This window comes from Pseudomonadota bacterium (genome assembly GCA_036141575.1).
GTDB lineage: Bacteria > Pseudomonadota > Alphaproteobacteria > UBA2136 > JAPKEQ01 > JAPKEQ01.
This window is the reverse complement of the sequence record JAYZXF010000008.1, coordinates 25,970-49,946: the sequence shown is the minus strand read 5'-3', so window position 1 is coordinate 49,946 and position 23,977 is coordinate 25,970. Positions and strand designations below refer to the sequence as shown.

The window sequence follows — 23,977 nt, the reverse complement described above, 5'->3', positions numbered from 1 at the left end:
GAAATAAAATCGATTTGCTTTAAACAAAACATATAACAAGGAGCGAACATGACCAACACCCTCTGGAATTCTGTCTGCGATACTCTTAAAACAGATGTCGGTGAACAGAGCTTCAATAGTTGGATCGCCCCTCTTTCTTTCTCTCCAGAACATTCCACACCTAACAGCGCAACACTTGTTGTTCCAAGTGGCTTTATGCGTAACTGGGTTGAGCGTCACTACGCCGACACTATTTCCTCTGCTTTTAAAAGCACTGCCGGTACAGATGTAGAAATTACATATGTTCTTAAAGGAGAGCTGAACACAGCTCCACAAGCACAAGCAACAAGCACACCCTCTGCTGCTCAAGCAACTGGTGCTCTTGCTAATGTTGCAGCCCCAACGTCACTTGCTGGCCAAAAAGATAGCATGCACCAAGGCACCCCTCTTGACCCTCGCTTTACATTTGACCGCTACGTAACAGGAAAATCAAACGAGTTTGCCTTTGCAGCAGCCAAGCGTATTAGCGAAACAGATGATACGCAGTACAACCCATTTATTCTTTACGGAGGCGTCGGCCTTGGTAAAACACACCTCATGCAAGCCATTGCATGGGAGAAGAAGCGCCTCAACCCAAACATCAACATTGTTTATGTTTCTGCTGAGAAGTTTGTAAACATGTTTGTAAGCGCCCTTCGTAACAAGAAGAACATGGAACCCTTTGAAAAAATGTTCCGTGATGCAGACCTACTCATGGTTGATGATATCCAATTCATCGCTGGTAAAGAGCAAAGCCAAGAAAAGTTCTTCCATACATTCAATTCACTAATGGATAGCCGTAAGCAAATTGTATTTACGGCAGATAAACCACCTGCAGAGCTTGATGGCATTGAAGACCGTTTGCGCTCTCGTTTTGCATGGGGCCTCACAACAGCCATTCACAAGCCATCACTTGAAACACGCATTGCGATTCTTGAAGAGAAGGCACAAAGCCTAAGCGTTGATCTTAAACGTGATGTCGCACACTTCCTTGCTGAGAAAATTGACAGTAACGTCCGTGAGCTTGAAGGCGCCCTCAACCGCCTGATTGCACATACACAACTGGTTCAAAAAGATATTACAATTGAAACCACACAAGAAATTCTGCATGACATTTTCAAGTCATACGAGAAGACGGTCACAATTGATGATATCCAGCGCAAAGTGACAGATCATTTCAACATTAAGATGTCTGAGCTTCTTGGTACGCGTCGTAGCCGCGCCGTTGCACGCCCGCGTCAAATTGCCATGTTCCTTGCTAAAAACTGCACAACCAAATCTTACCCAGATATTGGCCGCGCATTTGGTGGGCGTGATCACACAACAGTTATGCACGCCGTTAAAACAGTTGAGAAACTCATTGATACAGACCCAGCAGTCAAAGAAGACGTGAAACTCCTTGAAAAAATCCTGACAACTTCAGCGTAAATTTCACTCTCAAAAAAAATCATTCAAAATCACTAAATATTGCGTTTAGGTCTTTCGCATTTCGCTCATTTTGTGGTAGTGTGTTTTTGTTACAACAATAGAAAAACAACTCTTAGAGAAGGGTGAACATTAATGAAGCTTTCAATTTCACGCGAGACGCTGCTTAAAAACCTAAAGCACATGCAATCTGTTGTGGAAAAACGCACCAGTATTCCAATTCTTTCTAACGTTCTTATTAAAGCTGAGAACAACCGTCTGATGACAACTGCAACTGATAACGACATGACCGTTAAAGGTGGCGCAGAAGCATTTGTTGAGACAGAAGGCGCAACAACTGTAAGCGCTCACAAGCTTTACGAAATTATTTCTAAGATTCCTGAAGGTGTTATGGTGAACATGGAACTTAAGGACAACGGTGGCCGCCTAGCGATCACTGCTGGCAAAGCAAAGTTCTCACTTGCTTGCCTCAGCCCTGAAGCTTTCCCAGACACTGACACACTTGCAGACGGTGTAACATTTAGCATCCCTTCTGCAGCTTTCAAAAAGACACTTGGTAAAGCGATCTTCGCTGCATCAACTGATGAAACACGTCAGTACCTCAACGGTGTTTACATGCACGTGACTGATGACGAAGAGCCAAAGCTACGCTTTGTCGCAACAGATGGTCACCGTCTATCACGTGTTGAAATGGACCTTCCTGAAGGTGCTAAAGAAATGAACGCAACAATCCTTCCTCGCAAAACTGTGGGTGAACTTCGCAAGCTTTGTGATGAAGCGAAAGAAGTAACACTTCGCGTAAGCGACAAGAAGATCCAGTGTGAAACTGAAGTTGTAACACTCACATCTAAAGTGATTGACGGCGCATTCCCAGATTACGACCGTGTGATTCCTTACGGTAACGAGAAAGAGATGGATATCTCTCGTCAAATGCTTATGCAAGCCGTTGACCGTGTTGCGATTCTTTCTCACGAGAAATCACGCTCAATCAAGTTTAGCGTAAAGCCAAACAACCTTATGATTACAGCAAACAACCCAGACCAAGAGAATGCGGTTGAAGACCTGAAGGTTGAGTACAGCGCTGACGAAGTAAGCATCGGTTTCAACGCGAAATACGTAAGCGAAATTGGTAACCACATCGAAAGTGATGACGTATCATTCTTCTTCAAAGATGGTACATCTCCAGTTATGGTGAAAGATCCTGCAGATCCTTCAGCACTGTTCGTTGTTATGCCAATGCGTATCTAACGAGACCTATTTAAGATAGCCAGCCTTCGGGCTGGTTTTCTTTTATCCATACATAGCCCACACAAAAGCGCCCCTCATGGGGCGCCTTTATAAATAAGACGGCTTATCCAGCAGCCTTCTTAAGATCGGCATTTACAGCGTAGTTAAGTTTATGCTCAGATTTCAGCTCAGCCATCAGTACACGACGGTTATCAGCATCGGTTACTGTCAGCTTACTACCACCTTCAAGATCAAAACTATCTCCTTTATCAGGCACTTTACCAGCCATATGGAAGATCAGGCCACCCACTGTATCAAAGTCACGGTCATCACTTTCCAGATCAGGCGTTAGGTTTACACCCAACTTTTCTTCTAGCAGAGCGATCTCAAGCTTAGGATCCACTTTATAGATCCCACCGCCCATTGGCATAATCATAACAGGCTCAGGCGTCTCATGTTCGTCATGCACTTCACCTACAAGTTCCTCTACAATATCCTTCAGCGTAATAATACCTGTTGTTCCACCGTACTCATCAACCACAACAGCCATCTGTACATGGTTCTTCTTCATCAGGCCAAGCACCATGGCAATATCCATACCTTCTGGTACAAATGTTGTCATATGAAGCACCTTCTCAAGTGAGAATTCATCTTGCTTTTCAATAAACGGCAGAATGTCTTTAATGGTTACAAAGCCAAGCATGTCGTCCTTGTTACCTTCAATTACAGGCAGACGAGAGTGGTTGCACTCCATAAACACTTTAAGGACTGTTTTAAAGTCATCAGACTTATCAACCGTCACAATATCAGAACGCGGTACGCAAATGCTCTCCGCTTCAATTTCATCAAAGCGAAGTGCAGCAGCAACAAGCGCCTTTTCTTCATCTGTCAAAGGCTCACCATCATCATGGTTTACCGCAATATCGTTTAGCTCCTTATGAAGCCCACGGCTAAAGCGAGACATCGCCCAATCCGAAAACTTAGTCACCATACGATTAATCATGCTCCCGTATCCTTTTCTTCGTAAGGGTTTTTAATCCCTAATGTTTGTAGAAGTTCAATTTCAAGTGTTTCCATTTCAACTGCTTCTTCCTCTTCCTCATGGTCATAGCCCATCAGGTGAAGGTAACCATGTAGCATAAGGTGCACCATGTGCTCTTCCACTGGCTTAAGCTGCTCTTTTGCTTCACGCATCATGGTTGGGATAGACATCATAATGTCCCCCAAGTAAAGCTCTTCACCGTCACTCTCCCCATCCGGGAATGAGAGCACGTTGGTTGGTGTGTCCTTGCCACGAAACTCAGCGTTTGCTTCCTGAATGACTTCATCATCCACAAACTTAAGAGCGGCTTTATAAAAGATCTCTGAACCAAAGTAGCCATCAAGGGCAGCCAATGCTGCATCAGCACAAGCCTCGACTTCAATTTCTGTTTCTGTTTCTAAAAGAAGGTCTAGCGCGAAGAACCCGCGCCTTCGACTCAGCGGGTCAATATCGTCAGATGAATAAACGTCTGTCATTGCATTCCTAGGTTTCGTTATTACATGTAATTTAAAGTATTATGAACTTGTGCACAAAATTGCAAGCAAATTCATGTTATCTCCCTATATTCCCATAGACTTTTTGGGGCCAGCGTGGCATTGTTAGTGCTCCAATTTGTGAGCAGATAAAAGATAAGGAAAAAACTCATGCCGAAGCGCTACTACTTCACAAGTGAATCCGTTTCAGAAGGACACCCAGATAAAGTATGTGACCGCATTAGCGACAGCATCCTAGATGCATTTCTTGAAAACGAGCCAGAAGCTCGTGTTGCTGTTGAAACTCTTGTAACAAAAGATCTTGTTGTAGTTGCCGGTGAAGTTCGTGCAACCAAAACGCCAGATTATGACACTGTTATTCGTAATGCGATTCGTGAAATCGGCTATGTTGGTAAAGATAACAGTGACTTTAACGCTGACACCGTTGAAATCATCAACCGCATCCACTCTCAATCTGCTGAAATTGCACAAGGTGTAGATGAAGGCGAAGAGAAAGAAGAAGGGGCTGGTGACCAAGGCCTTATGTTTGGTTACGCATCAAACGATACAGAAGACCTTATGCCCGCGCCAATTTACTATGCCCACAAACTGATTCGCCGCATGGCTGAAAAGCGCAAGAACGGCGAAAAGCGCCTTGGCCCTGATGCCAAATCTCAAGTGACATTTGTTTACGAAGATGGCAAACCTGTTGCTGTTGATACAATCCTTATCTCTCACCAGCACATGGATGGCGTCACTCAGGCCGATGTAAAATCAATTGTTCTTGAAACGATTGATGAAGTCATCCCTGCGAAATTTAATCCACGTGAAGCACAAATCTTTGTGAACCCAACAGGTTCATTCAACTACGGTGGCCCAGGTGCAGATACAGGTCTGACAGGCCGTAAGATCATCGTTGATACATACGGTGGTATGAGCCGTCACGGTGGGGGTGCCTTTAGTGGTAAAGACCCTACTAAAGTAGACCGTAGCGCTGCTTACATGGCACGTTACCTTGCTAAAAACATCGTTGCTGCTGGCTTTGCTGACTGCTGTGAAATCCAGCTTTGCTACGCTATTGGTGTTGCAGAGCCTCTCGCAATCTACCTTGATACATTCGATACAATGAAAGCCGGCCTTTCACATGACGAACTCATTAAGGCGATCCGTGAAACGGTTTCTCTTACACCAAAAGGGATCCGTACACACCTAGACCTTAACCGCCCAATTTACACACAAAGTTCTTCTTACGGTCACTTTGGCCGCACACCTACTGAAGCAGGACACTTCAGCTGGGAGCGCACAGACCTTGCAGAAAAACTTAAAGCTGCTGTAAAGGTTGCCGCTTAATGACATCAGATAAACGTCTCGTTAAAGACGGTAGCGCGCGCTCATTTGGGCGCGTTGCAAGCCGCATGAGTGTAGAAGCTCAAGAAAAGCTAGAAAAGCGTATTGAGCCTTTCCTGTTCGACCCAAAGAAGCTTCCTAAAGCTGAACGTGTCACACTTGAAATTGGCATGGGGAATGGCATGCTTCTATTTGAGCGCGCAAAAGCTAATCCAAATGAACTTTTCCTTGGTATTGAAGTCTATAAGAACGGTCTGCGTTCTCTTGTTTCCAAATGTGAAAAAGAAGGCGTAACCAATCTTAAAATTTCAAACCAGGATGCACGTGAGATTCTAGACGAGCTGCCTACAGGCAGTGTTGACCAAGTTTGCCTGCTTTACCCAGACCCATGGCCAAAGCGCCGCCAACATAAGCGTCGCATCGTCAACCAAGATTTCCTCAAAGCGGTTTACCGTGTCATGAAAGAGGATGGAGAATACTTCATGGCAACAGATATTCCATCATACCTGCACCACATGATTGCTCACGTTCATACATTTGATCTCTTGGAAGCGCCAGCAGTGAAGCCACAGGACTGGGCCACACCACCAAAATGGTGGATCAGCACTAAGTATGAGCAAAAAGCTTATAAAGAAGGTCGCTTCCCATGGTACCTCACGTTCCACAAACGAGAGATCACCTCTTGAAGATCATAAAAAACTCCCCATATATAAATAAACAAGGGGAGTTTTTTATGGATATTTCACAATTCACACAGCCACAACGAACAAAACGCTTTCATGATTCATATGGTTGGGATGTTGTTCAAACCGATGTTTACTCTGTTGAACATATGGATGATGAAGAACTGAAACAAGCTGTTGTTAGTGATCTCCTCACGGCAGGCTATGATAAAGACTCTGGCGCAGGCGAAATGCCGCTCACAGAGGAAGATGTTTCCCGCCTTGTTCAAGACCCTCAGCAAAAAGAGCGTGTCACACAAGCCTTAAATTCTCCAGAAGTACAAAGGCTCCTTGATTCAGAGCTTTTAGAAGCAGGCCAATATGCCATTAAAAATACGACAGCAACTCTGCAAAGAGCCATGGATTATTGCGGCGTGTATGTCATTGACAGTGATGAATACGAATACCCTGACGGACTTATTACTGGAGGTCCTATGATGGAAGCCTACAAAGATGTCATTGGTGACCCTGAAGAAGCTCGTGAAGCCATAGCAGAAGATATTATAGATGCATTAGGTGACGAGCTCGATCATTCACGCTAAACTAGCTGCATAACAATGAGAAAGTTTAAGCTATGCCGATTTGGCTTGCTGTCATGCTAGGTGGTGCCATTGGTGCTCTTGGGCGCCATAGCCTTAATACCATTATTCCAACACCTGCTTCAGGCTTTCCCCTTGCTACCTTCCTTGTAAATGTACTTGGCGCCTTTCTACTTGCTTGCCTGGTTGAATACCTTGCCCTTAAAGGCTATACCTCCCTACCTATGAAAGCCTTCCTTGTGGTTGGGTGCCTTGGTGCCTTTACTACTTTTTCAACATTTACAATGGAAACATTCCTACTTCTAGAACGCGGGGATTATACTCTCAGTCTTATTTATGTTAGCTTTTCCATTTTTGGAACACTCACCTCTTTTGTATCAGGGCTTTGGATTCTGCGTTTCTTATTGACTTAGTATACAGCGCAGGTTAATTTCTTTTGAAATCATACCTTTCTTTCCTCTTCTTTGCATAAGGCCTCTAAATGCTAACAGTCTTTCTGTTTATTTTGAGCGCAACTGGTGTCGTTATTGGCGCAGCCTTACCTTTAATGGGAGGCAGCCATTTTGTGCATAATCAAATCATGTTGCTATGCATTGCCATTGCAGGTATAGCCTTTTTAGGCCTTCTTGTACTGAGCACATTGACCACCCTCCCTTGGTGGGTTATTGTCTTTGGCCCGTGTGCGGCCGCTCTCACCACTCACGCATGGATATGGATTTCCTTGCGCTAACTTCCCCCTTAACCTCTAGGAGTTTTTCCCATGGAAGCAACTGGCTTCATTTTCTTTCTCATGGTTCTGTTCAGCCTTGCCGTAACCGTTATTGCATCATTCGCCATGATTGATGAACACGATACCGGCGTAGAGGGTTTTAAACCTCTTGGAACCTTTATCATGAGTATGATTGTTGGCATCATTGTGATGTTCTTCTTTTCAAGCTCTGCATGGTGGTTGTTTGTTTTTGGCCCTGGGGTTGCCGTTGTGGCTGTAAACCTGATCCTTGGCTTGTTCAGAAGCAAAAGCTAACCCTGATCTTGCCGCCGAAAAATCGACATTAAAAAGCCCCGCAGTTGCGGGGCTTTTCATTTATGGAATTGTGCGCTTATGCGTCTGGATTTGTAGCTTTTTCAAGCTCGTCCAGCTCATCTTTCTCACGTTTGTCTTTTGCTGCACGCTCAAGGTCAGCAACAGATTTTTCAATCTCAACAATTTCGTAAGCTTCAATGATATCACCTTCATGTACGTCATCAAACTTCGCAAGTGTAATACCACACTCGTAGTTCTCAGCAACTTCCTTAGCATCATCCTTAAAGCGCTTCAGGCCATCAATCTGACCATCTAGAATCACTTTACCATCACGGATCAGGCGAACCTTACCGTCACGGCGCATCACACCAGACGTTACCATACAACCAGCAATCTTCGTCTTACCAGCTTTGAAGATCTGACGGACTTCAGCCTGACCAATCACGTTCTCCATTTCATCTGGAGAGAGAAGACCTGCCATAGCGGCTTTAATGTCATCAATAAGGTTGTAGATCACGTTGTAGTAACGGATATCAATCTTTTCACGCTCTGCAAGAGTACGCGCTTGTGGGTTTGCGCGAACGTTGAAACCAACAACCGCAGCGCCAGCCGTCTGTGCCAGAGTAATATCCGTCTCAGTAATAATACCAACGCCACTGTGAACCACTTTCACTTTAGAGTCTGCTGTTTCAAGCTTGTTCAGCGCATCTTTAATGGCTTCTACAGAACCCTGTACGTCACCCTTAAGAACAACGTTAAGAATTGTATCTTCACCCTCCTTAATACGGCCAAACAGAAGATCCGTTGCAGATGGGCCAGCTGCAGCAATCGCTTCGCGGCGTTTTTCTTCACGGAAGTCAATAATTTCACGGGCTTTACGCTCATTCTCAACAACCACAAACTCATCACCAGCTTCAGCTGCCGCTTGAAGACCAACAAGCTCTACAGGTCTTGCAGGCTCAGCTTCTTTAACAGCGTTACCTTTATCATCAAGCATCATACGTACACGACCTTGTACCGTACCCATGACAAAGATGTCACCCTTCTTCAGCGTACCACCTTCAACAATCACCGTTGCCACTGGACCACGACCTTTATCAAGGCGAGATTCAATCACAATACCGTTTGCACGGCGGCTTGGGTTGGCTTTCAGGTCAAGCATATCAGCTTGTAGAAGAACCATTTCAATCAGTTCATCAAGGTTTGTACGTTGCTTGGCACTAATTGGCACACATACGATGTCACCACCAAAGTCCTCAGGAATAAGGTCATGGCTGAGAAGGTCTTGCTTGACACGGTCAACGTTTGCATCAGGCTTATCAATCTTGTTAATCGCAACAATGATTGGCACTTCTGCACTCTTTGCGTGGTTAATCGCTTCAATCGTTTGAGGCATAATACTATCGTCTGCCGATACAACGAGAATAACAACGTCCGTTACAGATGCACCACGCGCACGCATAGCAGTAAAGGCTTCGTGTCCTGGTGTATCTAGGAATGTGACGTGCTTACCAGCTTTTGTTTTCACCTGGTAGGCACCAATATGCTGTGTAATACCACCGGCTTCACCACCTACAACATCTGTTGTACGTAACGCATCAAGAAGCGTTGTTTTACCGTGGTCAACGTGACCCATAACTGTCACCACTGGTGGGCGACCTTTTAGGCTCTTCGCATCATCTTCAAATGTTGTTACTTCTTCTTCAAGAGCGTCATCGCTTACAGTTGTGTAACGGTGACCAAATTCTTCAACAATAATCACAGCTGTATCTTGGTCAATGCTTTGGTTCTGCGTCACCATCTGACCCATCATCATAAGCTTCTTCACCACTTCACCAACTTTCTCACTCATACGAGAAGCCAGCTCTTGCACTGTAATATTTTCTGGAATTTCTACATCACGGATTACCTTTTCACGCTCTTCCTGAACCACAGGGCCAGCGTTCTTTTTACCGCGACGTTTTGAATTAGGGATTGTACGGAAACGCTGGCCTAGACCACCTGTGTAAGCTGCACGGCCTGCACGCTTTTCAGATTGCTTTGGTTTACCTGAAGATTTACGTGTATCTTCACGCTTCGTTTCACGCTCTTTTTGCGCTTTCTCTTGGCGCACAGCTTCAAGAGCCGCTTCTTCTTTCGCAATACGCTCAGCTTCTTCCTTAGCAAGGCGATCTGCCTCAAGGCGTTTTGCCTCTTCCTCTTCACGACGCTTCGCTTCTTCAGCTTGGTCCGCTTTCATTTGAGAAAGCTGCTCAGCTTGCTTACGCTCTTCTTCGCGACGCTTCTCTTCTTCAGCAGCGTTTTTCTTCGCTTCTTCAAGTGCCTGAGCACGACGCGCAAGTTCGCTATCTTCTGACGTATCAATCTGTGCCGCAGCATCAGACCCTTCTGCAGGTGTGTTAAAACGACGACGACGTACCTCTACAGCAATCCCGCTCTTTGGTCGTGATTGACCACCACCCACACTGAGAGTTCCTCCCAGGCTTAGCGTTCCTGATGTCTTTGGTTTATCGTTCGTGTTGTCTTTATCGCTCATATGTCACCTCTTTTGTGTCTGTTGCCACTTTACGTAGCGGCGAATTTCAGTGCGTGCACTTTTTGCTTTAAAGCTAAGGCCGAGTACACTGCACTCCCCAAAGCCTAGGCATTCGCCAAGTGCATCTTTATCTAGAAGGTGGAAAACGTCAAGTTTTTCCGCCCATTTTTGGGAAAGGCGCTGTACGCTATTCCCTGCATTTTCTGCAATTATGACAAGAGCCACACCCCTGCCAGATTTAAATGCAAGATCAACTTCATCCTGCCCCACAATAATATGACCTGATTTACGGGCCATACTAATGGACTTCTTCACTTTCCCTAACAGAAAGCCATCCACTTTATGGGGGAGAGACTCTCCTTTTTCAAGGCTCTCTAAACACGCCCTGTTCAAGCACACATGTACCCCCTCAAAACCGTGTCCACTATGTGCTGGCCAATACGTGCCAGCAGGATCTTTGATAAGCTCTATAAAAGCAGATGCCCCGCACACCGCGCAGTTTTGAGCGATTGTACGGGGCACCAACTTGTGAGTCCTTATCTACATCGTTACAGGGGACGCTTACGCGTGCGCCGCTGTTGTTGATGCTTCATCCGCAAACCAGTGTTTGCGTGCTTCCATGATCATGCCTTCAGCTTTTTTCTCTGTTAGCATTTTCGCAGGAAGCATCTCAAGAAGCTCATCTGTCGCAAGCTCACCAAGGTCGTCACGTGTTGTGATTTCCTTTTCAGTCAGCACTGCAAGAAGCTCCTGCGTCATGCCTTCTAGGCTTTCAAGAGTTTCTTCAGATGTCTTAAGCTCAGTTTCAGCTTCTTCTTCGCCTTCAAACCAGTGCTTACGCGCTTCCATAATTAGCGCTTCAGCTTGAGATGTAGACAGCATACCTGATGGAATCATTTCCATAAGCTCATCTGTTGCAAGCTCAGCGAAGTCATCACGTGTTGTGATGTTCCCTTCAACAAGCGCCTGTAGAATATCTGGAGACATGCCTTTAAGTTCTGAAAGCTCAGACTCAACACCTTTTTTCTCCATTTCTTCTTTCAGAGCATCTACAGATGCCTGCGCACGACGTTGAAGTTCGCTCGCAATACCTTCATCAAAGCCTTCAATCGCAGCAATTTCATCTACAGAAACAAGGAGAAGTTCATCAGCGCTACGGAAGCCTTCAGACATAAGGATTTGAGAAATGTTCTCATCTACATCAAGACGCTTAATAAAGCCCTCAGTAATAGATTTTGTTTCTTTCTCACGACGCTCAGACTCTTCTTGCTCAGTCATAATATCGATGTCCCAACCTGTTAGGATAGAGGCTAGACGTACGTTCTGACCACGACGACCAATTGCAAGGCTTAGCTTGTCTTCTGGCACAACCACTTCAATGCGGTTTTCATCTTCATCAAGGACGACCTTGCTCACTTCCGCAGGAGAAAGAGACTGTACAAGGAACTGTGCTGGGTCTGGGCTCCACTGAATAATATCAATGCGCTCACCTTGAAGTTCGTTTGTTACAGCTTGTACACGTACACCACGGATACCTACACATGCACCAACTGGGTCCATGTTGTGGTCATGTGATTTTACAGCGATTTTCGCGCGGAAACCTGGGTCACGTGCAACGTTTACAACTTCAATCATACCGTTTGTAATCTCAGGCACTTCCTCATTGAAAAGAGCCTTCATGAACATTGGGTGTGAACGAGAAATAAATACCTGCGCGCCACGTGGGTTTTGCTCTACTTTGTAGATGTACGCACGTACACGGTCGTTCTGACGGAATGACTCACGTGGGATCATTTCTTCACGTGGAAGGAACGCTTCACCACGGCCAAGGTCTACAAGAATACCACGGTGATCTGTACGCTTAACGATACCACTGATAATCTCACCTTGACGGTCTTTAAACTCTTCGTACTGCTTTTCGCGCTCAGCGTCACGTACCTTCTGGAAGATCACTTGCTTCGCAACTTGTGCAGCAATACGACCAAAGTCCATTGGAGGCATATCTTCTGAAAGCTCATCACCAATCACGGCGCCTTTTTTGTGCGCTTGTGCAGCAGCTTCAGTCACTTGAATATCGTTCTCATCAAGTGGCTTGCCTGATTTACGATCAATCGCAAGGCGCATTTCTGGCTCGCGGTTTTCACGGATTGCAAGACGAACTTCATCCTCGCTTACGTATTCCATCACACGCTGAACAACCGTACGTACTTTACGTAGGGCCACATCACCTGTTACAGGATCTAGCTTTGCACGGATATCAAGGTGCTGACCGTATTTACGGCGAGCAGCCATTTGAATCGCGTCTTGCATTGCGTCCAAAATCATTTGTTTATCGATGTTTTTCTCGCGGGCAACTGCGTCCGCAACTTGGATAAGCTCTAGCGCCATGTCCTTAGTTTCCTTTTTCGGTTAAGGGTTTCATCAACTCAGCAAACTGCTCTTTAGAAAGAGCAACTTGCGCTTTATGCACGTTGGTGTAATCAAAAGAAACTGTCTCGCCTTTTGATTCTTCCGTCACAGTGATAGTGTCACCATCAATGCCGTCCAAAATGCCAAAAAATGTTTTGTGGCCGTCAACAGCGTCTACAAGAGACACCTTAATACGGTCACCTTTGTACCAATCAAAATCATGTGACAGCACAAGTGGGCGTTCCACGCCTGTGCTGCTCACTTCAAGTTCGTAAGCTGTGCTAATTGGGTCTTCTACATCTAGAATCACAGAAACTGTGCGCGATACTGCTGCACATTCATCCACATCCACAGATACACGGTTTTGTGCCGTGCATTCTAAAGGTTCAATCATAATTTGTAGCTTGTTTGATTTATCGCCACCGCTTAACTGAACACGTACCAAACGTAGGTCCATCGCCTCAATATCAGGGGCGATCATATCCCAAATTTTTTGCTCAACTGGTTTTAATGTCATATCTACTTTGTCTTACCTAAATTCATATAAAAAAATAAGGCCTCGCGCCTTCCCATCTTTCCACCAACACTGTCGGATTTGTGTGCCGCGGAAGGCGGCTGAGGAGAGTAACTCTCCATCACTGGTTGGGAATATAGGAGGGTTTTCTTTTAAATGCAAGGGGAAAGGCGAACTTTTCAGCAAAATAATGCAGCTCCCCCTTGCAAGGCGTATACATTTCACTATATATAGAACGGAAATAGTTAAAGGATTTAAACAATGAAACCACAAACAGATCGCCAAGTCCGCGTGAATGAACTGATGAAAGCCGAAATTGCAACGGCTCTAACGCGTAATGATTCAGGCAACCCTATTGTGACACAGGCAATGGTCTCAGTCACAGATATGGATGTGGCACCAAACCTTAGAACAGCCACTGTTTACGTGAGTGCCCTGGACCCGTCAGTAGACAAACAAGATCTTGTAAAAGCACTCAACAGCGATGCTTACCTGTACCAAAAGGCACTTGGTCGCCTACGTATTAAATATATTCCTAAACTAAAATTTGCCTTTGATGAAAGCTACATTATGGCACAAGAAGCAAGTGAGCGTATCCGCAACCTTTCGGGACTTGAAAGCTAATTTTTTCATTTTTTATTCTCCTAGGGGTTGAAAATGCATTCAGCCCTTCCCATACTTATATTACAAACACAGCCCGTGCTACTAGGCATTGAGTATCACACGTGAAGGGCAACTTTTGACAAATGCCAGGAAACCATTGCGGTAGAATGTCCTACCACATTGGCGGGAAGCCAACCCATCCTGCATTTATTTTCAAGGCGATCAAAAGTCGCAAAAAACCACCAAACTTGGCACCATGTATTTTCATGGAAGGTCTGGAGGTTAAAAAACTACCGGTGCAGAGAGGCTTCACACCTCAGAACCACCATAACTTGGAGAGGTCATTCCTTTTCAAGATTTAGCAGGGGTCCAAACTCTGCATTTTAAAGGCGAAAGCCTAATCGAAAAAAAGCGACGCGAGGATTCTGTCCTCGCGTTTGCTTTTCATACACTACTTATATTTTGCTTCTACAAAGTAAAGCCCCTCAGCCGGCATTGTTATGCCGGCTTTTGTTCGGTCTTTGCCGTCTAGAATTGTTTGCATAGAGTTTTCTGGAAGTTTACCACGGCCAATATCAACCAGTGTTCCACATATGATACGCACCATATTGTACAGGAAGTGATTGCCTGCGATACGAACATGAATTTCATCATCATGCTGAGTCAGCTCAAGTTTTGTAAGATTGCACATTGGCGTAGATGATTGGCACCCTGCTGCACGGAAGGCACTAAAATCTTTCTCACCAATGAGGCACTTAGCCGCCTGTTCCATTTTTGAGAAATCAAGCTTATAGAGCACATGTGCTACACGCCCTTCACGTACAGGAGAAGGCTGGCGCCTTGTATAAATTTTGTAAATATACTCACGCTCGTAACATGCCCTTCGCGCATGGAAGCTTTCATCTGTTTCATCAATACGCACAACAGCAAGGCCTGGGCGACAGAGATGATTGAGCCCACCCATCAGCTTATACGTGTCCACATCCTCTTCCACATCAAAGTGCACAACATTCCCAAGTGAATGCACACCACGATCCGTACGACCACACACAGATGTTTTCAGTTCATCCAGTGAAAGAATGGTTTTCAGACCATCTTCAAGCGTACCTTGAACGGTCCTTAAAGGTGGATCTGTTTGACGTTGATAGCCGTAAAAAGCTGTGCCGTCATATTCAAGTGTGAGTTTTAGGCGTTTCACACGCTCTCTCCCGCCTCAATTGCAAAACCATTCAGAAAGTCCGCGGCACTCACAGCCTTTTTACCTGCACGCTGAAGCGTTACCATACGAACAGCACCTTCTTTTGCTGCAATTATAAAACCATCTGCTTTATTTGCATAAAGAACTGTACCTGCTTCACCAGCCCCCTCTACGGGTTCCGCCATAAGCACTTTTACTGTTTCGCCCTTTAGGCTCATCTGTGCAGACGGCCAAGGTGAAAGGCCTCGAACACGCTGGCAAAACTCATTTGCTGTCATTTCAGCAATGTTAAGCTCACGAATGGTATTGATATCTTCACGGCTCCACTTGCTGGCATAAGTTTCACCTTCTTCCATTTGTGGAACAGCCTCTAAATTTTCTAAGTCACGCACAACAGTCAGAAGATGTCTTGCTCCTTCTTCAGCCATCCAGTCATGGAGCTTACCTGTCGTAATATCTGCTGGTAGGTCATAGTATTCACGCAAGTACACTGCACCTGTGTCCATACCTTTATCCATATGCATAATGCAGCAAGCTGTTTTGGTATCCCCTTCAAGAACTGTAAAGCCTAGTGGATTCGCCCCACGCCAACGTGGCAAATCAGAAGGGTGAATATTCAAACATGTGTAACTGTTTACAACGACCTCAGGAAGTAAGAGGCCATACGCCGCCACACACACAACATCAGGGTTTAACTCTTTAAGGGTTGCTTGCGCCTCTTCACGAAAACGCTTTGGCGTAAATACAGGAATACCGTGTTTTTCAGCTAACGCATGCACAGGCGTCGGCATTTCCTTATGGCCACGACCTGCTGGCTTAGGGGGTTGGCTAAACACACCAACAACATCAACATCTGATGCTGCAATCAATGTTTCAAGAGCAGGTACTGCAAACGCAGGAGAGCCCATAAAGACAATTCTTTTATTTCCCATAAACTTTATTCCCTACCGGTTCAAAAATATAATTAAAGATGAATTTTTATTATTTTAAAGGCACAGAAGGCAAAACGCCTTTTAGCCTGAAAAAATCATAAAAAGTCGCTTTAACAGCAGCTGCAGTCTTCGCCGTGCTTCTTGTAATACTGGATGCCTTGCTTTTTCTCTTTCGTCAGCTTCTTCATCACACGCTCACGCTTCAGGCGAGACACGTGATCTGTAAACAGCACGCCATCAAGGTGCTCAATTTCGTGCTGAATGCAAAAGCTCATAAGACCATCAAACTCTTCCACATGCTCTTTACCTGTTTCGTCTAGATACTTCAGCTTAATTGTATTTGGACGCTCACGCTCTTCAAAGAAACCTGGAATGCTCAGACACCCTTCATCATATACAAACAAGTCGTCGCTCATTTCAATAATCTCAGGGTTCACAAACTTATAAGGCTTACCTTGCTTAATCTTGCCTTCGTCGTCCAGTTCACCAACATCCGCCACAAAAATACGCATCGTTTCACCCACTTGAGGGGCAGCAAGACCTACACCACCCGCATGGTACATCGTTTCCATCATGTTATCCATCAACTCACGCATCTCATCTGTGATGGTTTCAACAGGGGTGCACATTGTTTTCAAAACAGGGTGCGGGGCAATAACAATATCTAAAACAGGCATTTTCTAATCTATCTACTCTTGATTGACAATCTCAGTAACTCACTGTACTTATGTTCTCGATATTTACATCTTTTTTCTCTTTTTCTCAAGCTTTAAGGAGCATCCCATGAGCAACAAACCTTTTGACCCTGCCGCACAGCAAGCTGAATTCGAAACGCGTGTTCGGGCACGTGAACGTAATTTCCGTCAAAACGGCATCACATCCCCAACCGAGCTGGTTACACCTGAAATGCGCGAACGCATGAACAACCTGCGCGCATGGATCAATGCTGAAAAAGCCAAGCTTGGCTAAACCGATTTAAAAAAGCCGTCTCAATTTTGAGGCGGCTTTTGCTATACAAAAAATGAAATGGGCGCTGCTAATGCAACGCCCACTCCTACTCCGATTTATTTACCAGCAGGCTTGATTTTGCCTTTTGCCAGCGCTTCCTTGGCTTCTGCCGTGCTCATCCCCGCATAGGGGTTTTTTGTACGGCCAGTACCAGGCTGAACATAGCCAGATTTGCGCTGCGGGCGCTGCCCATTGCCATCGCGCTTGCCCTTTTTCGGGGCTTTGCGCTCGGGCTCTTCAGCAGTGAAGTTCGGGTCAGCCGACCATTGCGGATACGAACCCGACTTCGGCGGCCAGATGCCAGCGTCCTTCAGTGCGGCCTGCGCAGCTTCGTTTTCCAGCACCTGGGCCGGAACGACAACCACTTCAGCGCCACGCTGTTGCGCACGTTCAGCGATGAACTTCGCCATTTCCGAAACCGCTTTCGCGCTACCATGAACCAGAACCTGACAGGCCCGTTTCTGATAGCGAGTTGCGAAGTGCGTCGGACGACGCTCCTGCTTTTTCTGCTGCGGCTTGCGATTGGCTTGGCGATCACGCTTGGCTTGCGCCTTTGCGATACGCGCCTCGGCAGAGTTGCCAATGGCGGCCTGAGCTTTACGCTCAGCAACCAGCTGTGCATCCAGAGCTTCGCGGGCAGTGGTGTTGGTCTTGGTAGTCATGGCAGGATCCTCCTTAGCCATAGAAATAGATGCGACAAATCAATGAGGGAACGCATCATGTAAAAAGCCTCTCCCCAGAGGCAGAAGGGTCTTCGATTGAGACCACGTGAAAACGGAATACTTGGTTTGCCAAAAGCAAACTTTGATAAGTCCGCCACATGGCCTCGTAAAGATTTATAGGCCTCCCAACAAAACAGCCCCTCATAAAACTGACAATTTTTGCATACAAGGATATAATGGAAGCATGTTAGATACATATACCATTGACTCTCTCAGCCTATTTGGCCTGATGATTCTTGTTTGTTATGGCTATCACCTGATGGGGCTCGCCATTTTAAAACGTGGCCGCACCGTAGATGTTGCACTCACAACCCCACTATCCACCATTGTTGCTGGCATGGGCGTATATCTCCTTATTGCCACTCCTATGATTTACAGTGGACTACCAATTGCCCATAGTTTTTCTAGCTTTATCTTTCTCGCGCTTGTTTTACTGATTACATGCAGGCGCGGTTTAAAAGCTGTTCCAGAAGCCAAAGAAATGAACCGTGTTCTCTTTATTTTACTGGCTCTCACCCTCTTCCCAACATTAGCGATTATATCTCAGGACGCTGTGACTTCTGCCAATGAATGGCAATACTGGCTTATCCCCAACCTTATTCAAACTGAGTACAGCACCCTCCCTGCCGCTTATGATATTCCTGCGTGGCAAAGCACTGTTCTCCAGCACCCTCCAGCTTGGTATAGCGTACCAGTATTAGATGATATGTTTGGACGCTTTAAAGCAAGTCAGTTCGCGCTCTCTCTTAACCTTATTCTCTGTATACTCGCCCTTATTAGCATGGTCAGACTCTGCGATCTGCGCGTTAGATGGAGTAATGTTGCTGTTGTCACTGGTGGGCTTGCGCTCAGCTTTGTACTTTTAAGCCCAATGATCTCAACAGGAAAAATTCTAGAATTTCAGCCAAGCATTATTGCGGCCTGCGCCCTCCTCGCGCTATGCGCCCCACTCCTTAAACATGGTGAACTGCCTTTTAGAGGACAAGCTGGCCTGACAGCTTTTGCAGCGACACTCCTTACCCTTGCTGCGCCAGAAGGCATCTTTTACGTTGGTGTAATCAGCCTTGTTTGGATTCTACGTTCCATGAAAGAAACAAAGATGAAACGTGCAGGCTGCATCCGTGGCGGCATCTTTATTTTAGTTGCTGGTGTTTTAGGTATGAGCATGAACCGTCAATTTGTTTCAGGGTACTGGCCTTGGGAATGGCAAAGCTTTATGACACCTTCTGTAGAAGTCTTAAGCATTATTCTCATCACTATGACACTTATGTTGGTTTGGTTTGTGCTTAGCCTTCTTGGTCGCGCATATAAACCTGCAAGCCTTCTTCTTACACTCGCGTTAAGTATTGTATGGCTTCTTCTCTTTATTAGCGGAAAGCCTGTAACAGAAGCTGTCCTTGGCTTTGTTCTATTGGTTCCGTTTTGGCAAACAGCTGTGCACTTATACAGTACGTCCTCTTATGCACGCACTACGTATAACAGCCCATGGGCATGGGGCGGCGCCATGATGGGCCTTGCCTTTATTGCGCAGGTTCTTTATCTGCCATACACGCAACACACACACCTTCCTAAGGAGAACCATATTCTCAGCACGCTCAACAAATCTCCTGTGCAGAAAATTGCAATCTGGGACAAAACCGAAGTGAATAACTATGGCCGTTGGCTGATGATGAAAAGCGATGGCAGTATCAACTATATTGATGCAAGAGACTGGGCCAGAGAAGCTCCCCGTGCCCAATTTAGAGCCTATCTACAACAAAAAAATGTGGACCACCTACTCATCACCACACCTGACAAAACCATTAGTAAACTGCTTAAAACAGCCCTTCCGCAAGAGCATGTGTACCTGCTTAGAGTGGATGAGTCTAAATTCACCCCTGTCGCAACAAGCTTGAAAAAGTAGTAAAAAAGTACCATACTTTAAATATGTATAAGACATGGATCAACGTATTAACACTCTTTGTATTGCTACTTAGCAATACGTTAAGCTTTGCTCAACCATGCTCTGAAGCACGCATTGCAACTGAAGCAACAGTTGCGGCTGATATGCCAGATTGCCATCAGGTAGCAACAGATGAACAAATCAGCCATGCACAAACATTGTGTAATATTCAATCCCTTGCAGAAAAAGGCCTAAGTGACGGTACGCTTCAAACTCTTGAACTGCCAGATCTGCCACAAGCAATTATGCATGCTCCACAACAATGGGGTGAACATACATCCTCTAAGGGTGCAAAACTTGTTCTTGCTGCAGATAGCATTGATATTCACGCCCCTCCAATTTATCTCACAACACAGAGATTCCGTATCTAGCCTCCCCTGTTTTTAGTCTTTTAAAACAAACTTAAACAGGATTTAAACCTATGAATAAAACAAAACTATGTACCTATGCGCTTCTTGCAAGTGTTGTAAGCCTTAGCGCATATGCTCGCCCAGTCTCATACCCTGGCGGCTGGACTGTCATGCAAATGCATGACGCTGATCGCACATCACTTCATGTGCATTACTCACCAACGTTTAAAAAGAGCATTGGTGTACGTTACGAAAATCAACAAGATGACAACACACACCTTGGCGGTATCCAAGTGAATCACCTGCTCAAGCGCATCAATAAAAAAGGATCTCAGGCCAATTTTTACCTGAAAACCTTTGCAGGCATTTCTTCTAAAGAAGCCGATATTGATCCAGCAGGTAGCCTTGCCTTTGCCACGGATTGGGAAACCAGACGTCACTTTGTCTCTTATGAAGCTCACGTTGAAGCTGTGGCCACAAAAGGCAGCAGTTTTCACCAAACAGGCCGCATTGGTATTGCGCCATACATTGGTGACTACGGTGACCTACATACATGGCTGATGCTGCAAGTAGACCACCGCCCAGATGACATAGACGAAACCTTTACGGCAACGCCACTGGTGCGTTTCTTTAAAGGCAGAGACATGCTTGAAGCTGGCGTACAGCTTGATACCGGCAAAGCCATGCTGAACTACATTCACAGATTTTAAAAAGGATAAATACTCATGAAACTTAAAACACTTATTATGACAACAGCTCTCCTGCCTATGGCTTCATTTGCAGATACTAAAATTACAATTGATGTCAATGGACTGGTTTGCGACTTCTGCGCCCAAGCCGTTGAAAAAGTCTTTGTAGAAGAAAACGGTGCTCACCACGCAAAGGTAGACCTTGATAACGGCGTTGTAGAGCTTTGCTTTGCTGATGGCATTGAAATTATGTCCGATGAGCGCCTCACACAAGAAATGACTGATGCAGGCTACACAGCGACAGCCATCCGTAAAGAGACTGGAGAGTGCAATGAAACCCATTAACCTAAAAAGCTTAGGGTTACCCACTCTTAGTTTGTTCACCTCTACAGGAACCTTGGTGTGCTGCGCACTCCCTGCCCTGATGGTGACACTTGGAATGGGAGCAACTCTTGCAGGGCTCGTTAGCACATTTCCATGGTTGATTGCTTTGAGTAAATATAAAGGTGCCGTTTTTGGAGGTGCGTTTGTGATGCTCTGCCTTGCAAGCCTCATGCAGTACAAAGCGCGCAATGCACCTTGTCCTGCAGACCCAAAACAAGCTAAAGCCTGCGCAAGACTTAGAAAGATCAGTATTGCCATACTGATCTTCTCTTGGGTTGTGTATAGCACCGGGTTCTTCTTTGCCTTCCTTGCTGCAAAGATTCTCCTGTAATCAAGCCCTAAAAAAGCCCCTCACTTGAGGGGCTTTTCTTAATTCGACTCTTATAGAGCTGCTTCAAAGTGCTTAGACACAACGTCCCAGTTCACAACGTCCCACCATGCGTTCAGGTAGTCAGGACGACGGTTCTGATACTTCAAGTAGTACGCATGTTCCCATACGTCGTTCCCAAGGATTGGTGTTCCTTTGACAGGCGCCACATCCATAAGTGGGTTATCTTGGTTTGGTGTGCTTGTAATTTCTAGCTTGCCATCTTTTACAATGATCCATGCCCAGCCAGAACCAAACTGACCAACACCAGCAGCGTTAAATTTTTCTTTCATAGCATCAAAGCTACCAAAAGCATCGTTAATAGCGTCAGCAAGAGCAGCTGAAGGTGCACCACCAGTACCTGGAGCCGTCATCAGGTTCCAGAAGAATGAGTGGTTCCAGTGACCGCCACCGTTGTTACGTGTGCCTGTGCTGTAGTTAGAGATGTTCTTTACGATATCATCAAGGCCTTTACCTTGAAGCTCAGCATTTGCATCTACCTCACCATTCAGTTTATCTACGTAAGCTTGGTGGTGCTTAGAGTGGTGTGTTTCCATTGTTTTTGCATCAATCACGGCGTCTAGCGCGTCGTAAGCATATGGAAGGCTTGGTAGCGTAAATGTGCTCATAGTTGGCATCCTCTTTTTAAATCTTAATTTGCACACCAGAGTATGAGGGACAATTAAAAAAGGGTCAATTGATTGACCCTTTAAATAGTACATTTTTTGTATCGTTTAAACTTAGTGTAGAGAATCAGCCGTTTCTGTACCGTTGATCTTACCACGCAAACGCAGACGCTCTTCTGCTGACTCAGGGTCAAAGCCAAGTGCTCTTTCCCACTGCAGCATCGCTTCAGAGTCACGACCAAGCTTTTCATACACATCACCAAGGTGGGCATTAATTGTCGGATCTGTTGGCTCAAGCTCAACAGCGCGTTCTAGGAAGCCTACTGCTTTGTCATACTCACCCATGCGGTAGTACGCCCAACCTAGGCTATCAATAATCGAACCATCATTAGGCTTCAAGAGAACAGCCTTCTTGATGTAATCAAACGCTTCATCAATATTCTTGTTCTGATTCACCCACATGTAACCAAGATAGTTCAGAGCCATTGGGTTGTTAGGCTCCAATGAAATTGCTTTTTGCAGATCTACTGCGGCTTCATCATATTTACCAAGACGCTCAAGGCTTGCACCACGTGCAAAGAAAAGAACGGCATGGTGGCGCTCAGGTTCTTCAAGGTCACTGAGGAGTTTTGCAAACTGCTCAATTGCTTTCGGATAATCACTCATGTCGTAATACATTTCAGCAAGTGCACGTGTCACAAGAGGAAGCTCTGGGCGTTCCTGTGTAAGTGTTTGCAACATTTCCACAGCATCTGTTTTCTCTTCTCGCGAGAATTTAGATTCTGCAATACGGACTTGAGCTGCTAGGTAAGCACGGTCACCTTTTTGGATTTTGCTGTAGTAAGCAATCGCCTTTTCAGGACGACCTGATTGCTCCTCAACAATACCAAGATAGAAGTTTGTAAATGGGTAGCTCGGATCTAGATAATCCGCCATATGCATTAGTTGACGACCCGCAAGGTCCATACCTTGAGACACCATAAGCGTTGCAAAACTAAAGAGAACATCTGCCATATCTGCAGCAAGTTGCGCATCCACAAGATCAGGGCCACTGCCTTGACCAAGACGCTGCATTGTTTGGTCTAGCAGCACACTATCAGGGTTATTCATGTTGAACTGGTTGTACATTTCAACAGCAGTTTCTTTATCGCCTGTACGCTCAAGTACTGAGCCAAGGCGTAGCACTGTAAACAGAGATGAAGCATCTTGTGCAAGAGAAGCAATGTATGCTTCACGTGCATTTTCTAGTTCACCAGCACGCTCATAAATACGCCCCATATGGAAAAGCTTTTGCGGTAGAAGCACTTCATGCTGTTTAAAGCCAGCAAGGTCTACCTGAATATCAGAAACAGATGTACCATCTGCGTAATCAAGATAAGAACTCATGAGCTTAAAGTGCAAGAGACGCGGTGAAGTTTCTGTCGCTTTATCGACATGCAAACGCGCTTTTGTCGTGTTACCAAGCTTCACAGCTTCGCTGGCCAGTAGAATATGACCGAGTGGCGGTATCTCTTGCACACCGTCCATTTTATTCAGAATAAACAGAGCATCTTCAATATCACCGTTAGCAAGAAGTGTTGTAAAAGCGGCCTCGTTAAGAGCAAGGTCTCCTTCAGAAACACTCGCACTTTCTTTATAAAACTGAGCAGCAGCCTCTAGGTCACCACGAGACTCAGCAATACGTGCTTTTAGGTAAGCACCAGCCGCAGCAATGCCCGGCTCCCTCGGTGCAGGAATATCAACAGCATCCTTTGAATATCCAAAGGACAGCGCATCATGCTCTTTAGTTAGCGTGCACGCAGTAAAAACAATAAGCCCTGCTGCACTTCCAAGAATTGCTAAACGCAAGCTCACTTTGACGATTCCTTTCATATCACTAC

27 protein-coding genes are annotated in these 23,977 nt (G+C 45.5%); 15 read left to right on the top strand and 12 right to left on the bottom strand.

Annotation, left to right across the window (positions count from 1 at the left end):
• The first annotated feature begins 48 nt into the window (after nucleotides 1-48).
• Entirely contained in the window at nucleotides 49-1,446 is a 1,398-nt protein-coding gene (gene dnaA, locus VX730_04065; GenBank protein ID MEC9291558.1) for a chromosomal replication initiator protein DnaA, read from the top strand.
• A 132-nt stretch (nucleotides 1,447-1,578) separates the two neighbouring features.
• Complete coding sequence (gene dnaN / locus VX730_04060; GenBank protein ID MEC9291557.1) at nucleotides 1,579-2,691, top strand: DNA polymerase III subunit beta; 1,113 nt, start codon at nucleotides 1,579-1,581, stop codon at nucleotides 2,689-2,691.
• 103 nt (nucleotides 2,692-2,794) lie between these two features.
• Here dnaN and VX730_04055 read toward each other — a convergent pair whose 3' ends face one another.
• Both VX730_04055 and ybeY read right to left on the bottom strand, forming a co-directional pair.
• Nucleotides 2,795-3,673, bottom strand: a complete 879-nt coding sequence (locus VX730_04055; GenBank protein ID MEC9291556.1) for a hemolysin family protein — start codon at nucleotides 3,671-3,673, stop codon at nucleotides 2,795-2,797.
• On the bottom strand, nucleotides 3,670-4,188 hold the full coding sequence (ybeY, locus tag VX730_04050; GenBank protein ID MEC9291555.1) for an rRNA maturation RNase YbeY: 519 nt from the start codon (nucleotides 4,186-4,188) through the stop codon (nucleotides 3,670-3,672). Before ybeY ends, VX730_04055 begins: the two co-directional genes overlap by 4 nt.
• Before the next feature lie 168 nt (nucleotides 4,189-4,356).
• Between ybeY and metK the strand changes: the two genes are divergently transcribed.
• The 6 genes from metK (at nucleotide 4,357) to VX730_04020 (ending at nucleotide 7,817) form a co-directional block, all read left to right on the top strand.
• Entirely contained in the window at nucleotides 4,357-5,535 is a 1,179-nt protein-coding gene (gene metK / locus VX730_04045) for a methionine adenosyltransferase (protein MEC9291554.1), read from the top strand.
• On the top strand, nucleotides 5,535-6,218 hold the full coding sequence (trmB, locus tag VX730_04040; GenBank protein MEC9291553.1) for a tRNA (guanosine(46)-N7)-methyltransferase TrmB: 684 nt from the start codon (nucleotides 5,535-5,537) through the stop codon (nucleotides 6,216-6,218). Before metK ends, trmB begins: the two co-directional genes overlap by 1 nt.
• Nucleotides 6,219-6,265: 47 nt before the next feature.
• On the top strand, nucleotides 6,266-6,796 hold the full coding sequence (locus VX730_04035; GenBank protein ID MEC9291552.1) for a hypothetical protein: 531 nt from the start codon (nucleotides 6,266-6,268) through the stop codon (nucleotides 6,794-6,796).
• 32 nt (nucleotides 6,797-6,828) lie between these two features.
• A complete protein-coding gene (locus tag VX730_04030; protein ID MEC9291551.1) occupies nucleotides 6,829-7,206 on the top strand; it encodes a CrcB family protein in 378 nt (125 codons plus the stop codon).
• Between the two features lie 68 nt (nucleotides 7,207-7,274).
• Nucleotides 7,275-7,523 carry a hypothetical protein gene (locus VX730_04025; protein ID MEC9291550.1) on the top strand — a complete coding sequence of 83 codons (249 nt, stop codon included), beginning with the start codon at nucleotides 7,275-7,277 and terminating at the stop codon, nucleotides 7,521-7,523.
• Between the two features lie 30 nt (nucleotides 7,524-7,553).
• Nucleotides 7,554-7,817 carry a hypothetical protein gene (locus VX730_04020; GenBank protein ID MEC9291549.1) on the top strand — a complete coding sequence of 88 codons (264 nt, stop codon included), beginning with the start codon at nucleotides 7,554-7,556 and terminating at the stop codon, nucleotides 7,815-7,817.
• A 76-nt stretch (nucleotides 7,818-7,893) separates the two neighbouring features.
• Here the strand turns inward: VX730_04020 and infB are convergent, their stop codons facing one another.
• Genes infB through rimP form a run of 4 tightly spaced genes read right to left on the bottom strand, consistent with a single transcriptional unit; the run spans nucleotide 7,894 to nucleotide 13,279 of the window.
• Nucleotides 7,894-10,353 carry a translation initiation factor IF-2 gene (gene infB / locus VX730_04015; GenBank protein ID MEC9291548.1) on the bottom strand — a complete coding sequence of 820 codons (2,460 nt, stop codon included), beginning with the start codon at nucleotides 10,351-10,353 and terminating at the stop codon, nucleotides 7,894-7,896.
• 3 nt (nucleotides 10,354-10,356) lie between these two features.
• Nucleotides 10,357-10,875 (bottom strand): hypothetical protein, encoded by a 519-nt coding sequence (locus VX730_04010; protein MEC9291547.1) that lies wholly within the window; start codon nucleotides 10,873-10,875, stop codon nucleotides 10,357-10,359.
• A gap of 39 nt (nucleotides 10,876-10,914) precedes the next feature.
• The gene (nusA, locus tag VX730_04005; protein ID MEC9291546.1) at nucleotides 10,915-12,741 is read right to left on the bottom strand and encodes a transcription termination factor NusA; all 1,827 of its coding nucleotides are present in this window, start codon (nucleotides 12,739-12,741) and stop codon (nucleotides 10,915-10,917) included.
• 4 nt (nucleotides 12,742-12,745) lie between these two features.
• Entirely contained in the window at nucleotides 12,746-13,279 is a 534-nt protein-coding gene (gene rimP / locus VX730_04000; protein MEC9291545.1) for a ribosome maturation factor RimP, read from the bottom strand.
• Between the two features lie 258 nt (nucleotides 13,280-13,537).
• Between rimP and VX730_03995 the strand changes: the two genes are divergently transcribed.
• Nucleotides 13,538-13,900: a ribosome-binding factor A gene (locus tag VX730_03995; protein MEC9291544.1), complete on the top strand. Its 363-nt coding sequence runs from the start codon at nucleotides 13,538-13,540 to the stop codon at nucleotides 13,898-13,900.
• A gap of 430 nt (nucleotides 13,901-14,330) precedes the next feature.
• Here the strand turns inward: VX730_03995 and truA are convergent, their stop codons facing one another.
• From truA to def, 3 genes are all read right to left on the bottom strand, one after another.
• Complete coding sequence (gene truA, locus VX730_03990; protein MEC9291543.1) at nucleotides 14,331-15,077, bottom strand: tRNA pseudouridine(38-40) synthase TruA; 747 nt, start codon at nucleotides 15,075-15,077, stop codon at nucleotides 14,331-14,333.
• A complete protein-coding gene (gene fmt / locus VX730_03985; GenBank protein MEC9291542.1) occupies nucleotides 15,074-16,009 on the bottom strand; it encodes a methionyl-tRNA formyltransferase in 936 nt (311 codons plus the stop codon). Before fmt ends, truA begins: the two co-directional genes overlap by 4 nt.
• 110 nt (nucleotides 16,010-16,119) lie before the next feature.
• Entirely contained in the window at nucleotides 16,120-16,686 is a 567-nt protein-coding gene (gene def / locus VX730_03980) for a peptide deformylase (GenBank protein ID MEC9291541.1), read from the bottom strand.
• A 106-nt stretch (nucleotides 16,687-16,792) separates the two neighbouring features.
• On the opposite strand from def, the gene VX730_03975 reads away from it, so the two are divergent.
• The gene (locus VX730_03975) at nucleotides 16,793-16,978 is read left to right on the top strand and encodes a hypothetical protein (protein ID MEC9291540.1); all 186 of its coding nucleotides are present in this window, start codon (nucleotides 16,793-16,795) and stop codon (nucleotides 16,976-16,978) included.
• Between the two features lie 95 nt (nucleotides 16,979-17,073).
• On the opposite strand, the gene VX730_03970 is transcribed toward VX730_03975, so the two are convergent.
• On the bottom strand, nucleotides 17,074-17,679 hold the full coding sequence (locus VX730_03970; protein MEC9291539.1) for a hypothetical protein: 606 nt from the start codon (nucleotides 17,677-17,679) through the stop codon (nucleotides 17,074-17,076).
• 244 nt (nucleotides 17,680-17,923) lie between these two features.
• Here VX730_03970 and VX730_03965 point away from each other — a divergent pair, with 244 nt between their 5' ends.
• The 5 genes from VX730_03965 to VX730_03945 are packed head-to-tail and all read left to right on the top strand — an operon-like array spanning nucleotide 17,924 to nucleotide 21,435.
• Nucleotides 17,924-19,642 (top strand): hypothetical protein, encoded by a 1,719-nt coding sequence (locus VX730_03965; GenBank protein MEC9291538.1) that lies wholly within the window; start codon nucleotides 17,924-17,926, stop codon nucleotides 19,640-19,642.
• Nucleotides 19,643-19,665: 23 nt separating this feature from the next.
• Nucleotides 19,666-20,052, top strand: a complete 387-nt coding sequence (locus VX730_03960) for a hypothetical protein (GenBank protein MEC9291537.1) — start codon at nucleotides 19,666-19,668, stop codon at nucleotides 20,050-20,052.
• A 50-nt stretch (nucleotides 20,053-20,102) separates the two neighbouring features.
• Nucleotides 20,103-20,741: a hypothetical protein gene (locus VX730_03955; GenBank protein ID MEC9291536.1), complete on the top strand. Its 639-nt coding sequence runs from the start codon at nucleotides 20,103-20,105 to the stop codon at nucleotides 20,739-20,741.
• A gap of 15 nt (nucleotides 20,742-20,756) precedes the next feature.
• Complete coding sequence (locus VX730_03950) at nucleotides 20,757-21,065, top strand: heavy metal-associated domain-containing protein (GenBank protein ID MEC9291535.1); 309 nt, start codon at nucleotides 20,757-20,759, stop codon at nucleotides 21,063-21,065.
• Nucleotides 21,052-21,435 (top strand): hypothetical protein, encoded by a 384-nt coding sequence (locus VX730_03945; protein MEC9291534.1) that lies wholly within the window; start codon nucleotides 21,052-21,054, stop codon nucleotides 21,433-21,435. The genes VX730_03950 and VX730_03945 overlap by 14 nt, the downstream gene beginning before the upstream one ends.
• A gap of 50 nt (nucleotides 21,436-21,485) precedes the next feature.
• Here VX730_03945 and VX730_03940 read toward each other — a convergent pair whose 3' ends face one another.
• Nucleotides 21,486-22,100 carry a superoxide dismutase gene (locus VX730_03940; GenBank protein ID MEC9291533.1) on the bottom strand — a complete coding sequence of 205 codons (615 nt, stop codon included), beginning with the start codon at nucleotides 22,098-22,100 and terminating at the stop codon, nucleotides 21,486-21,488.
• Between the two features lie 111 nt (nucleotides 22,101-22,211).
• On the bottom strand, nucleotides 22,212-23,969 hold the full coding sequence (locus VX730_03935; protein ID MEC9291532.1) for a tetratricopeptide repeat protein: 1,758 nt from the start codon (nucleotides 23,967-23,969) through the stop codon (nucleotides 22,212-22,214).
• Nucleotides 23,970-23,977 lie beyond the last annotated feature (8 nt).